Genomic DNA, 12,727 nt, shown 5'->3' on the forward strand with positions numbered 1-12,727 from the left:
TGATGCATTTAAATCAAGCACAGTAACCGGACATGCATTTCAATATACATCATGACTATCAATTGCTTATCGCTGTTTTTTTATTACAGTTTTTTATTGCATAAACCGGATTTATTCTCATAAATGAGACAGCATAACCCCGGAGTTTAAGCTTTAATAGTTAGTGAGATTCATCTTCATTGTAAACCTTAATAAGCAAGGTCCCGGCGCTCTCCTGCCGGGACCTGTTTTATTTTTCAGATTAGTATTAGCGGATATTGCTTAACTAATAATAATGCGTTTATAAGCAACCAGCGATCCATCATCGTTCTGCTGTGTATTGAAAATATATCCACTGGCGCCGCTGCTGAAGACCGTATCTGAGGCAATCAGAGTATCCGGTGCCCCACGGCTGGCATAATCTGTGTGCGTCGTGCATATTTCAGTACAAAAATCATCGGTAAAGGTAAACTGAGAAATAACTTCGTCACTATTGTTATTGCGCACCCGGAAGTGAATATGGATCACCCGGCTTGAATACCAGCCCGGAAAACAGGATTTAAAGTTCACCCGGCCGCTGCTGTCGGTCACCTGAATCCCCCGGAACCAACGGGAAGCAAGCGCTTCACTGTCATTGTCGGTACAAAAACCACTGCTGAACCCGCTGGTGTCACTGCTGCCGGTTGTGTCACCGGAATAGAGGCCATCGACGTTACAGTGCCACACTTCAATCTCATAACCAGATAATGGCTCACAATTCTGGTCGATCAACTGTAAACACAGCATCATTGGCAAACCAGTCTGCGCTTCTGAAATATCTTCCAGATAATCCCCGTCAAAGTAGCACGGTCCTTCGGTCAGTGCGCCTGTCAGCGAGACAGCACAAGTCCCTGCGGTTTCAAACAGGCTGTCCTCCGGGAAGTTAGCCGTCATATTTTTCGTCCCGCCCGATGCCCAGCTCACCTCAGATGAATCGGTTGAATCGCTTGAATCCGTGCTCCCGTCTGTCCCTGTATCGGTGTCGCTATCCGTGGTCGAGCTATCCGTTGTTGAACTATCTGTCGTTGAACTGTCTGTCGTTGAGCTTCCGGAAGCCGCTGTGGTTGATCCCTCACTGTTACACCCGGCAGCAACAGCGGCAACTGCAACAGACAGGATGGACTTTAATACCTTTCTCCGGTTGGTATCTGACTCTTGCTTATTACTTTCCATGATTCATATTTCCTGTATATTTTCTGTTTATTTTTTACGTTGAGATCATTGATTATATAAATGCAAATCTGTGTATAAAGCCGATTTACTCAGGTTTACATTGGTGAAACCCCTGTTGAGGATGAAATACAGACTTCAATCATCATTTTAGTGCTCTGATGGCGCTTCTTTAGAACATTTAATTATTTATCGACGATTCAGGCAGATAGCACTGCAATTCATCAAATACCGGCGATGTATCGGTTTTCAGGTTCATACAACCAGAAGGCACATTTGACGGCCTGTTTGCCTATTCGTGCATCGTTGATGATGTCGATACCGAAATGTTAGCCTTTGGCTCCTGTACCGGTATGGTGACAGGTCTGGATGATGCCATTATGGATGCCGTCAATGCACAACTGGCCGATCTGGTTGAAGATCCTGAAAACTATGCTTATGAAGACTATTCTCTGACCGGCGTAGGGATTAAAGCCATGAACCCCGGAACCGGAGCAAAAAAACAAAATTACCCTAAAACCAATATTTGTGATGTGCCAGAACCTGATCCGGAAGTTTAATCATTCACATCGTGAACTTCTGTTCAGTGTAAACAACGCCGGTCTGTAAATTTATATACCGGCGTTTTATCGTCAGAATAATATTAAATTTAAATCGATTCAGTCACATCCGGTTATTTTATTATTTCAGATAAACCTACCGTCACTCAAATCTATATGTATGACCAACATCTGACGACGCATTGATTATATGTACGTTGCTCTAAATATCGGCAAATTTAAAAACATAGCAAAAATGTGACCTCAGATACTGTTATTTCAGCCCCTGATTTAAAAAAGAGCTATTTTTTTAAAAGCTGAATTAGTTGTCGATCCCGCCTGTTGATATGCTACATCCCATAGAGAGCTCATTACCCTTAACGTTCAAATATGAACATCCCCCCAACCGGAAATCCCCGGCAGTGCGGGATAAAACAACAAACCAGGAGGTTCCAATGAGACGTGAAACCCTACACAATGAATCCGTCGCAGAAGCGATCGATTTGATTCAGCAAGCGAAAGCCGCACAAAGCCAGTTAAAAACTTTTTCACAGGAAAAAATCGATGCGATCGTGTTAAGCATGGTTGAAGCCGCGCAACGTGAATCAGCCCGTCTGGCAAAAATGGCCGTATTCGAAACCGGTTTTGGTAATATTGAAGATAAAATCACGAAAAATGATTTTGCCACCAATGACCTGTACCGTTACATCAAAGATCAAAAAACAGTCGGAATTTTACGTAAAGACACCGAAACACGGACACTGGATATCGCCGTACCCATGGGCGTACTGGGCGCGTTAATTCCGTCAACCAATCCGACTTCCACGACCATTTACAAAACCCTGATTGCGGTGAAATCCGGTAACGGTATTGTGATTTCGCCTCATCCTTCGGCGAAAAACTGTATTCTGGAAACAGCCCGGATCGTCCTTGAAGCCGCAGTCGCAGCCGGCGCACCACAAGGCATTATCGGCTGTATGACCCAGCTGTCGCTGGAAGGTACACAAGCGCTGATGCACAACCCGGACACGGCACTGATTCTGGCAACCGGTGGTGAAGCGATGGTCAGAGCAGCTTACAGTTCAGGCAATCCCGCCATTGGCGTTGGCCCAGGTAACTGTCCGGCCTTTATCGAAAAAACAGCCAATGTGAAAGAAGCGGTCAAGAAAGTCGTGCTGAGTAAAACCTTCGACAACGGTGTGATTTGTGCGTCCGAGCAGTCACTGGTCGTGGAACGGACCATTGAAGCTCAGGTGAAAAAAGAAATTGCACAGCAAGGTGGCTACATTTTGTCGGCGGAAGAGTCTGAACAGCTCAGCAAAGTGATTTTGCGCGAAAATGGCACCATGAATCCGAAAATCGTTGGAAAACCAGCCAGTTATGTGGCTGACATGGCAGGTCTGAGTGTACCGGATGATGTGAAGGTATTGGTGTCACAGCAGTATTCCGTGTCTAAAACCAACCCTTATTCGCGGGAAAAACTCACGCCAATTCTGGCACTGTATGTCGAAAAAGACAGTAAAGCGGCCATCGATCGTTGCGTGGAACTTCTGGAAAACGAAGGCAGCGGCCATACGGCTTCAATACACTCTGATGATGATCAGGTCATTCAGGATTTTTCTCTGCGCGTACCGGTCTCACGCTGTCTCGTGAACACGCCAAGTGCGCTGGGCGCGATTGGTGCGACCACAGAACTGATTCCCTCTCTGACCTTAGGCTGCGGTGCCATCGGTGGCAGTTCTGTTTCAGATAATGTCGGTCCGGAGCATTTAATTAATATCAAGAAAGTTGTGTATGACTTTGATTGCTGTGTTAGTAAGGCGGCTTAATTAAGCAAGAAGCAGAAAAATATAAGCAAATCCTGTGATTTAATATGCACTAAACTTCGCTCTTCGAATAGCCATGAAAATAGTCTGAAACATGATTTAAACAATAAGTTTAATATTATTATTTATATTCAAATCTTTTCAGAAACATATTTAATGCAGCGATTTGCTTATTTCAACTTAATTATTTCTGTTTGCTAATTTCGGCTTACTTATAAAAACAAACATCAATATAAGAGAGAAAATAAAAATAGCCATCAGGCAGGTTAAGTTTATATATGAATATAAAAAAATAATCAACATTAATTCAATTTTGGAGTTTTATTATGTCGAGTGCGTTTTTTATTCCTTCGGTGAATCTCATGGGTGCTGGTTGTCTGGCGGATGCAGTCAATCAGATCAAATCATCCGGTTTTAAAAGAAGTCTGATCGTCACGGATGCCGTACTCAGTCAAATTGGTGTCGTCGGAAAAATTCAGACCCTGCTGAAAGAAGCCGGTCTGGAGGTGGTCGTTTACGATCAAACCAAACCGAATCCAACGACAGAAAATGTCAAAGATGGTCTGGCCCTGTTGCAACAGTCAGCATGTGACTGTGTGATCTCGCTGGGTGGTGGTTCACCCCATGACTGTGCTAAAGGCATTGCTCTGCTGGCGACCAACGGCGGCCACATTGCTGATTATGAAGGCGTTGATCAGTCCGGCAAGCCTCAGTTACCGCTGATTGCCATTAATACCACGGCGGGCACCGCATCGGAAATGACCCGCTTCTGCATCATCACCGATGAAGCCCGTCATATTAAAATGGCGATTGTTGACAAACACGTCACGCCGCTGATGTCGGTCAATGATCCGGAGCTGATGCTGGGTAAACCGGCTTCGCTGACAGCAGCAACCGGTATGGACGCACTCACTCACGCCATTGAAGCTTATGTTTCCACGGCAGCAACACCGGTCACCGATGCACTGGCCATCAAAGCCATTGAACTGATCCATCAGAACCTGCGAACTGCCGTTCATCAGGGCGATAACCTCACGGCACGGGAAAACATGGCCAATGCCCAGTTTATGGCGGGCATGGCATTTAATAACGCGTCACTGGGCTATGTGCACGCTATCGCACACCAGTTGGGCGGTTTTTATGACCTGCCGCATGGTGTCTGTAACGCGGTGTTACTGCCGCACGTCCAGCAGTTCAATGCCCATGTCTCGGCAGAGCGCTTATCTGATGTCGCCAAAGCAATGGGCGTCGATATCTCCGGGCTGAATACCGCCGAACAGGCGGCACAGGCAGCACTGGATGCGATTCGCCAGCTCTCGCAGGACGTGAATATTCCCGCCGGATTGTCTGATTTAGGTGTCAAAGCCTCCGACTTTGATTTGCTGGCTGAAAATGCACTCGAAGATGCATGCGGGCTGACCAATCCAAGACCGGCAACGCACGGACAGATTGTCGATATTCTGGTTGCAGCCATGTAATCCCGTGCATCAGGTCGCCGGTCATCGGGGGGCCTGATTCCTTTCTCTTAATTTTTATAATGAGGTGGTCTCGTTATGGCAAAGTTTGTTCTTATTCTCAACTGCGGCAGCTCTTCTCTCAAATTCGCCGTGGTTGATCCGACATCCGGAAGGTCTTATCTGACAGGGCTGGCAGAGTGTCTGTCCCTGCCGGAAGCACGTATCAGCTGGCATCTGGATGGCAGTCAGTACAGTGCCCCGCTGTGTCACTGCGCCGATCATGAGAAAGCACTGACTTTCATGGCTGAGACCATCCTCGCCTCAACCCGGGAAATTGCACAAAGCATCGCTGCAATTGGTCACCGTGTCGTCCATGGCGGGGAGCAGTTTACCGACTCAGTTTTGATTGATGACGAGGTGCTCAAAGGAATTGAAGGCTGCGCAACCCTCGCCCCCCTGCACAACCCGGCGGCAATCACCGGAATTCATGCCGCCCGCAAAGCATTTCCCGGCCTGAGCAACGTGGCGGTATTCGATACCGCCTTCCATCAGACGATGCCGGAAGCGGCCTATTTGTATGCTTTGCCTTATTCACTGTATCAACAACATGGCATCCGGCGATACGGAATGCACGGCACTTCTCACCGTTACATTACCCGCCGGACTGCCACCTTACTCAATCTCCCGCTGCATCAGATCAATCTGATCAGCTGCCACCTTGGTAATGGTGCATCTGTTTGTGCGGTGAAACAGGGCTGTTCAGTCGATACCTCGATGGGCCTGACACCGCTGGAAGGATTAGTCATGGGCACCCGCTGCGGCGATATCGACCCGGCGATTATTTTTCACCTGCATGACAGCCTCGGTTATTCCATTGCACAGATAAATACCCTGCTGACCAAAGAATCCGGCCTTGCAGGACTGACAGAAGAAACCTCTGACTGCCGGTTTGTGACCGATCACTATGGCAGCAACGACAAAGCAACCCGTGCGATGGATGTGTTCTGTCACCGGCTGGCAAAGTACATCGCCGGATATATCACAACACTGGAAAGCCATCCGGATGCCATTGTCTTCACCGGCGGTATCGGTGAAAACGCCGCCCTGATCCGTGAAAAAGTCATTCAACGCCTGACATTTCTGGGCATGAATGTCAGTCAGGAGGCCAATGCAGCCGCCTGTGGCGGAGCGGAAGCTGTCATCACCACACCGGGCAGCCGGGTGCAGGCCTGGGTGATTCCAACCAACGAAGAACTGGTCATTGCAGAAGACACTGCGCGGCTGACAACACTTGAACCGGCCCTTGTCGCAGACCTGTTTTAAAACGCTGAAGTAAGCGGAGGAATGAATGATGTCCAGAATAATCATGCTGATCCCTGTCGGTACCGATGTGGGCTTAACCAGCGTCAGCCTTGGCGTTTTAAGAGCCATGGAACATAAAAGAATCAATGTCTCCTTTTTTAAACCGATTGCCCAGCCACGGCAGGACAATCAGCAGCAGGACCTGACCACGGCGATTCTGCAAGCCAGCAGCACGCCGCAAATTCCCGAACCTTTGTCGATCAACGAAGCAGAAGCCCTGATCTGTCAGGGTCAGGAAGACACGCTGCTGGAACAGGTCGTCGCCCGAAGCAAAGCAGTCACCGCGGGTGCAGAAGTCACTTTGATTGAAGGGCTGGTGCCGACCCGTCAGCACCCGTTTGCCGATCAGCTTAATGCGCGGATTGCCGACACGCTGGATGCTGAAATCATCTTTGTCATTGCCGCGTGCAATGATTCTCCCACACATCTGAAAGAACGGATTGAAGTCGCCTGTGCCGGCTATGGTGGTGTCACGAATCCACAGATTTCCGGCGTCGTGATCAATAAAGTCAACGCACCGGTCGATGCGCAGGGACGAACCCGGCCTGATTTGTCAGATTTATTTGAACATCAGGGAGAAACCAGTCAGCCGCGGATGGAACGGTTGCAGGCACTCAATGCCAGCCCGATCCGGGTGTTGGGCTGCGTGCCATGGCATGAAGAGATGATTGCAACCCGTGTTGCTGATGTCGCAACTCACCTGAAAGCCAGCATCATTAACGAAGGCGATCTGCAAACCCGTCGCATCCGTAAAATTGTATTCTGTGCCCGCAGTGTGCCCAATATGGTTGAGCATTTTCGTCCGGGGGCGCTGCTGGTCACCACGGCGGACCGGCCGGATATGATTGTGTCGGCCTGTCTGGCAGCCATGAACGGGATTGAAATCGGCGCACTGCTGCTGACAGGCAATGGCGATCTGCCGTTATCTGTCGCGGGTTTGTGTCAACAGGCGCTGGATAGCGGTCTGCCGATACTCAGTGTGCCCGGTAACACCTGGCAAACTTCCCTGAATCTGCAAAATTTCGGTCTGGAAACGCCTGCAGATGATGCGCCACGCATCGAGCTGGTGAGTGAGTATATTGCCACACATATTGATAAAGCATGGGCAGAATCACTGACTCAGGGAATAAGCCGCAAACGCCGGATGAGTCCGCCCGCTTTCCGCTATGAACTGACAGAACTGGCACGCAAAGCCGCGAAGAAGATCATCCTGCCAGAAGGGGATGAACCGCGAACAATCAAAGCGGCGGCAATATGCGCTGAACGGCGGATTGCAGAGTGTGTGCTGCTGGGCGATCAGGAGAAGATTCTGCGGGTGGCTGAGCAACAGGGCGTCACCCTGGGTGCGGGTGTCACGATTCTCGATGCCGACACGGTACGGGAAGATTATGTCGCCCGGCTGGTGGCGCTGCGCAAAGACAAAGGTATGACCGATATCATCGCCCGCGAAAAACTTCAGGACAGCGTATGGCTTGGCACCATGATGCTGGAAAATGATGAAGTGGACGGGCTGGTTTCCGGCGCCGTACACACCACGGCCAATACGATTGTTCCGCCGTTTCAGGTCATCAAAACGGCACCGGATGTTTCTATTGTTTCTTCCGTATTTTTCATGCTCCTGCCGGATCAGGTGCTGGTGTACGGTGATTGTGCGATCAACCCGGATCCGACGGCTGAGCAGCTGGCTGAAATTGCGATTCAGTCCGCTGATTCTGCACAAGCCTTCGGCATCGAGCCACGGGTCGCCATGATCTCGTATTCAACCGGCACCTCCGGTCAGGGTGCTGATGTAGAGAAAGTCCGCGAAGCCACCCGGCTGGCCAAAGAAAAACGCCCGGACTTAATCATCGATGGGCCGCTGCAATATGATGCGGCCATTATGGAAAATGTGGCTGCGTCCAAAGCACCCGACTCGCCGGTTGCCGGGAAAGCCACGGTGTTTATCTTCCCGGATTTAAACACCGGTAACACCACTTATAAAGCAGTCCAGCGTTCTGCTGATTTGGTATCCATCGGCCCGATGCTTCAGGGCATGCGTAAACCGGTGAATGATTTGTCACGCGGCGCACTCGTAGACGACATCGTGTATACCATCGCTCTGACAGCCATTCAGGCAAAACAGGCTGACGATACCACCCGGCTGACACATCCGGCAGCAGCATAAATCAATGTGTCCGGGTCTGTTGGTTGGCCCGAAGCAATCCTCCGGCCAATTCCCCCGGCCGGGGGATTTGTTTATTCGGGTTTGTTCGTTCGGGTTTAGCGCATCATTGTCTGCAGACGTGAATCGTAATAATACGGGCTGGTTTCAACGATTTGAATCTTGCCTGAGTCAGGATGTTGTGGATTAATCATATAATTAAATTCATCCCGGACAATGACACTCGGCACCTGAAGTAACAGCGCCTGATTCTCCTCCAGAAAGGCTTGCCCAACGGCTCTGGCCGTTCCGTTCTCCGGCATGGCGTCCCAGCCTGCGGGAAGCTGTTGGACTGACCGGCGAAGAACAGAGACATCATCCGGTATCCAGATTGTCATCATCATCAATGAAGGCATATCCGCCATGGATTCATGCACCAGCCGCTCCAGTACACACAGTGATCTTGAAGACGCGGTATAACAGATCAGGCTCCCTTTCTCATGCCACCGCCCGGCACCGTATAGCCCACCCCGCCCGGATAAATCAACATAATCAGTGTGAGATAACCTGAATAACTCCATTACGCCGTCAGACCATATTTGAGCTTATTGATCTCTTCCATCGCCAGATGAATCCCGGTGTAAGTATCACAAACAGAAAGTGGCGAGACATTCCCCAAAGCAACAACAGGCTGATTTAACCAGCGCAGTGTCGCTTTACGTTGTGCAAAATAACCATCCGCGACTCTGACCAACTCTGCCAGCAGCAACGCATGTTCGCTCGCTGCCGGGCTCAGACAGCCGCTCGTCTGTTGTTTGCGTTGCAAACTCCGCAAATTCACCCCGATCAAGCGGGCATATTCTGTTTTCGTCACACCAAGCAGCCGGGTACCATGCTCTAACGCAGACACCGGTAATCCGTTGCGGATCAGCGCAATACTTTTTTCTACGGTCGCCATCTCTGATTGTTCTCCACCTAACATTTGATAAGCACTTGCATACATGTCGAACCTCCGGTTGTTATTTTTCTTACCATAGGCGACAAAATGCAAATTTACAAGCGACAAATGACATCAACATCATCTCACTGAGTTTACTTTACGCAAAAAATGCAGAATAAAAGTATGACTTTTGTATGAGAGATTGTGAGCGGTGTTGCGAATTGGCTTACTTTATACGAAAGCGTGACAAATCCAGGCTTAAAAAGACCCCCCAATCGTGACGTCATACGATTGAGGGGTTCACTTGAATTTAAAGTTCAGATACAAACCTACATCATCATTTCAACCAAGGTTTCTGCGGTCTTTTTCTCCACCTCAGGAATCGCTTCTTGAATTTCTAAATTCATTTTATTCGCGGTGGTCACAATCCGGGTTTCGTAAACGATCCAGTTGTATTTGTCACCACGCTTCACAGAACTTTTTTTCGCCACACCCATCCGGGTATGCCTGTCCCCTGTTGTGCGCAGACTGCCGCTTTTTGACTCATTGACAAACTGGTCGCCTTCCATCGGTCTCTCTCTGAGTTCAACATCCATCACAAAGGTGTAGTACACATCATCCACCAGTGTATCAGCTAAAAATCCGGCAGCAGCACCAAGTAGTCCTGCCGTGACCGTTTGTCTGCCATCTGAACCACTTACAGCAGCGATACCAGCCGCGGCTACACCGCCTTCAACGCCACCTTTATAACCGGATGACAAATATTTATTGGCATCGTCTTCTGTCATTTTATCCGCGGAAATAATTGATGCAGTTACCATCAAGTTGGCTTTTTTAGGATTTCTGGTCACCTGAAAGCCTTCCTGACGAAACAACTGTTCGATCTGTTTTTGCATCTCTTTGCGCATTGAGTTACCACTCAGATCTCTGACTTTTGCGTAAACAATTCGCTCAGAAGGTGCAACCGGCTCTAAAACAACGGCATAAGAGGTTTTAGACTCAACTGTTAAGTCTCTTTTTTTAATCATCGTCTGAGCGGCAGAACACCCAAGTAATATTGTGGATACCACCACAACCAACATGATTTTTATTTTTGTAAAATTCATTTTCATTTCCTTTTTTTATCCATACCCAAATGACAGGACTATCCACAAATAATGATGACGTATTGAACGAGCATCATATTAAATCAATATAAAAGGAACTGACGGAGCGGATAAATAGTAACTTGTTACTATATTCATCCGAATATAAATCAAATGTTTTATAAGGTGATAAAAATAATACAGGGATTAATAAACCTCTGTGTTTTTATTTACATAAAACTCAACTAAACACAGATAGTTTCAAGAGAATAACTTTAGTTCCTAATTGCTGGTCACTCAGGCAGATATTGAACACAGACACGCATGAACCCATCTTTGGGGATCTGCCACGCCCTCCCTGATGCGGAAGGTCTGCTTATCGATATCTGCCTCGTGACAAAAAGTGGCGCATATTATTTAGCGGCGATCAAGAAATCGCTGATGGCAGGCAACGATTTCAGACCGATCTTTAACTTTCAGTTTCTTTTTCACATGGCTCCAGTGTGTATGAGAAGTACTTTTTGCCATATGATATTTCTTCATGAAATCAACGACCCGGCCTCCGGTCGCCAGTATTTCAACCAGCTCTTTCTCTCGCCGGGTCAGTCCAGGGGTTTCCCATATCGGATAGGGCGAAGGTTTCGTCCTGATATTATTGGGCTGAATTGAGATAAACCGGACTGCGGTATCCAGCCCGACAACATCCCGCCCATGCCCCAGCAAGACACAGGTCAACACCAGCTCATCCAATTCAATCTGAACTTCGGGCATTTGATTATTCTCTGCAAATCTATCTGCGACTACGACTATTTTCTGTTTCAACTCCGCCATTTTCTGCTTGTTGGCGACCAATAAAATATTATTTTTAATCATGATTCCATATTTATTCAGGCGAAAGAAAGACGCAGCACTCTGATTCATTGCCAATAGATTTAACTGACGGTCAACCAGCAAAGACGGGCTTTTTTGTTGCTCCAGAAAATAGCGAAAACTCTCCGGAGCATGTGCGAGAGCCCTGAATTGCTGACCCAGTTTCCAATAATCACCCAACAGATCCTGATACTCCTTCAGGAACTCAACACATGCATTTTTCACTTTGCCATTGATATCGCAATAAAATAAAAGATTTATAGATATCCAGCTATCAGGCGCACTGAAGATTTCGACCACAGCAGAATCATTGATTTGAAGCGGCTCGAGCCAATGCCAAAATGCTGTTTGCCGAAGCTCTTCAACCGGCAAATAGGAAGACATCGCATAAGGAATGACAGGATGATATTGACGCTCAATCTCGGTCCAGGGATCCTGTTGATAATAGTGAGTGAGATAATCGTCTATTTCATCCACTGAAAATCCACATAGCATCGGACTTTTTAATTCCGCGTAGAGATCATTGGGGATATATAATTGCGCTGAATATTTGTCTCTCAGCATAATCATCCCTTTCTTTGCACCGGTACAATGAATAATATGCTGTAAAACATCATGCCATAAACTGACATCAGTAATTGTTTTTTTCAGTAACTGCTCAAATTTTAAAGTATGTTTCATCATTCAGGCTCAGGCCGGAATCCATGCCGGCCTGCCATTTTAATTTTCAACGTTTTACAATGAATGCGCCATAATCAAGACTATCCTGACAAGGGAAATAATCTTCAATTTCAAATAAAAGCTCAAAGCCATGTTTTTGATATAACATTAATTCCGGATCAACAGAAAAACCATCTTGTCTTCTTGACCGAATATATTCCGTGATATTTCCTCCGGTTTTGTGCTTCCATGACGCAAACCCCGGAACCCGGCTGCCTAAAACCAGCATATAACACAGACCGGATGCGATAAATTTCTGGTAGACATAGTCAATAATCAGGTCTGAGACACCGTAGCTGTCGCCTGACATACCTATCCCGTAAAGTATATGTCCTTTTTCATCATGTGTATGCGTAATATAGCCGTTATCTGTTTGAATAAACCAACTATCATTACTGGCACGGGTTACCCGCTGCACAGCTGCATACCCGACAATCTGCCCGTCATCGTTTGTAACAACCACACTTCCTTCGGGAAAAATTTGATGTCGTGAGCGGATAATCTCATAACCGGCACCTTCTCTTCCCCACACTTTCTGCTCCAGTTCAACCACACTTTCATAGTCACTTTTTATCATGTCACGTACTTTCATTGTTTTCT

At 47.6% G+C, this 12,727-nt stretch carries 11 protein-coding genes; 5 read left to right on the forward strand and 6 right to left on the reverse strand.

Going from position 1 to position 12,727, the window contains the following annotated elements; genetic code table 11:
* Positions 1 to 261 precede the first annotated feature (261 nt).
* A complete protein-coding gene (locus OCV29_RS11515) occupies positions 262 to 1,191 on the reverse strand; it encodes a dioxygenase family protein (RefSeq protein WP_073604588.1) in 930 nt (309 codons plus the stop codon).
* A 323-nt stretch (positions 1,192 to 1,514) separates the two neighbouring features.
* Here OCV29_RS11515 and OCV29_RS11520 point away from each other — a divergent pair, with 323 nt between their 5' ends.
* From OCV29_RS11520 to pta, 5 genes are all read left to right on the forward strand, one after another.
* Complete coding sequence (locus tag OCV29_RS11520; RefSeq protein ID WP_073604589.1) at positions 1,515 to 1,748, forward strand: hypothetical protein; 234 nt, start codon at positions 1,515 to 1,517, stop codon at positions 1,746 to 1,748.
* 434 nt (positions 1,749 to 2,182) lie between these two features.
* Positions 2,183 to 3,556, forward strand: a complete 1,374-nt coding sequence (locus OCV29_RS11525; protein ID WP_073604590.1) for an acetaldehyde dehydrogenase (acetylating) — start codon at positions 2,183 to 2,185, stop codon at positions 3,554 to 3,556.
* A 323-nt stretch (positions 3,557 to 3,879) separates the two neighbouring features.
* On the forward strand, positions 3,880 to 5,031 hold the full coding sequence (gene yiaY, locus OCV29_RS11530) for an L-threonine dehydrogenase (protein WP_073604591.1): 1,152 nt from the start codon (positions 3,880 to 3,882) through the stop codon (positions 5,029 to 5,031).
* 75 nt (positions 5,032 to 5,106) lie between these two features.
* Positions 5,107 to 6,333: an acetate kinase gene (locus tag OCV29_RS11535; RefSeq protein WP_073604592.1), complete on the forward strand. Its 1,227-nt coding sequence runs from the start codon at positions 5,107 to 5,109 to the stop codon at positions 6,331 to 6,333.
* 28 nt (positions 6,334 to 6,361) lie between these two features.
* Positions 6,362 to 8,536 carry a phosphate acetyltransferase gene (gene pta / locus OCV29_RS11540; protein ID WP_139281624.1) on the forward strand — a complete coding sequence of 725 codons (2,175 nt, stop codon included), beginning with the start codon at positions 6,362 to 6,364 and terminating at the stop codon, positions 8,534 to 8,536.
* 95 nt (positions 8,537 to 8,631) lie between these two features.
* Here pta and OCV29_RS11545 read toward each other — a convergent pair whose 3' ends face one another.
* The 5 genes from OCV29_RS11545 to OCV29_RS11565 all read right to left on the reverse strand — a co-directional run bounded on the left by OCV29_RS11545 (position 8,632) and on the right by OCV29_RS11565 (position 12,719).
* On the reverse strand, positions 8,632 to 9,093 hold the full coding sequence (locus tag OCV29_RS11545; RefSeq protein ID WP_073604593.1) for an RES family NAD+ phosphorylase: 462 nt from the start codon (positions 9,091 to 9,093) through the stop codon (positions 8,632 to 8,634).
* The gene (locus OCV29_RS11550) at positions 9,093 to 9,515 is read right to left on the reverse strand and encodes an antitoxin Xre-like helix-turn-helix domain-containing protein (RefSeq protein WP_073604594.1); all 423 of its coding nucleotides are present in this window, start codon (positions 9,513 to 9,515) and stop codon (positions 9,093 to 9,095) included. Before OCV29_RS11550 ends, OCV29_RS11545 begins: the two co-directional genes overlap by 1 nt.
* A 266-nt stretch (positions 9,516 to 9,781) precedes the next feature.
* Positions 9,782 to 10,558, reverse strand: a complete 777-nt coding sequence (locus OCV29_RS11555) for a complement resistance protein TraT (RefSeq protein ID WP_073604595.1) — start codon at positions 10,556 to 10,558, stop codon at positions 9,782 to 9,784.
* 396 nt (positions 10,559 to 10,954) lie between these two features.
* A complete protein-coding gene (locus tag OCV29_RS11560) occupies positions 10,955 to 12,091 on the reverse strand; it encodes a helix-turn-helix transcriptional regulator (RefSeq protein ID WP_073604596.1) in 1,137 nt (378 codons plus the stop codon).
* Between the two features lie 43 nt (positions 12,092 to 12,134).
* Complete coding sequence (locus OCV29_RS11565) at positions 12,135 to 12,719, reverse strand: hypothetical protein (protein WP_073604597.1); 585 nt, start codon at positions 12,717 to 12,719, stop codon at positions 12,135 to 12,137.
* Positions 12,720 to 12,727: the final 8 nt, after the last annotated feature.

It is taken from the genome of Vibrio aerogenes, assembly GCF_024346755.1.
GTDB lineage: Bacteria > Pseudomonadota > Gammaproteobacteria > Enterobacterales > Vibrionaceae > Vibrio > Vibrio aerogenes.

Bases quoted from the DNA above. Each gene is read 5' to 3' on its own strand.
- OCV29_RS11515 (WP_073604588.1), bottom strand. From the start codon at position 1,191: ATGGAAAGTAATAAGCAAGAGTCAGATACCAACCGGAGAAAGGTATTA.
- OCV29_RS11520 (WP_073604589.1), top strand. From the start codon at position 1,515: ATGTTAGCCTTTGGCTCCTGTACCGGTATGGTGACAGGTCTGGATGAT.
- OCV29_RS11525 (WP_073604590.1), top strand. From the start codon at position 2,183: ATGAGACGTGAAACCCTACACAATGAATCCGTCGCAGAAGCGATCGAT.
- yiaY (WP_073604591.1), top strand. From the start codon at position 3,880: ATGTCGAGTGCGTTTTTTATTCCTTCGGTGAATCTCATGGGTGCTGGT.
- OCV29_RS11535 (WP_073604592.1), top strand. From the start codon at position 5,107: ATGGCAAAGTTTGTTCTTATTCTCAACTGCGGCAGCTCTTCTCTCAAA.
- pta (WP_139281624.1), top strand. From the start codon at position 6,362: ATGTCCAGAATAATCATGCTGATCCCTGTCGGTACCGATGTGGGCTTA.
- OCV29_RS11545 (WP_073604593.1), bottom strand. From the start codon at position 9,093: ATGGAGTTATTCAGGTTATCTCACACTGATTATGTTGATTTATCCGGG.
- OCV29_RS11550 (WP_073604594.1), bottom strand. From the start codon at position 9,515: ATGTATGCAAGTGCTTATCAAATGTTAGGTGGAGAACAATCAGAGATG.
- OCV29_RS11555 (WP_073604595.1), bottom strand. From the start codon at position 10,558: ATGAATTTTACAAAAATAAAAATCATGTTGGTTGTGGTGGTATCCACA.
- OCV29_RS11560 (WP_073604596.1), bottom strand. From the start codon at position 12,091: ATGATGAAACATACTTTAAAATTTGAGCAGTTACTGAAAAAAACAATT.
- OCV29_RS11565 (WP_073604597.1), bottom strand. From the start codon at position 12,719: ATGAAAGTACGTGACATGATAAAAAGTGACTATGAAAGTGTGGTTGAA.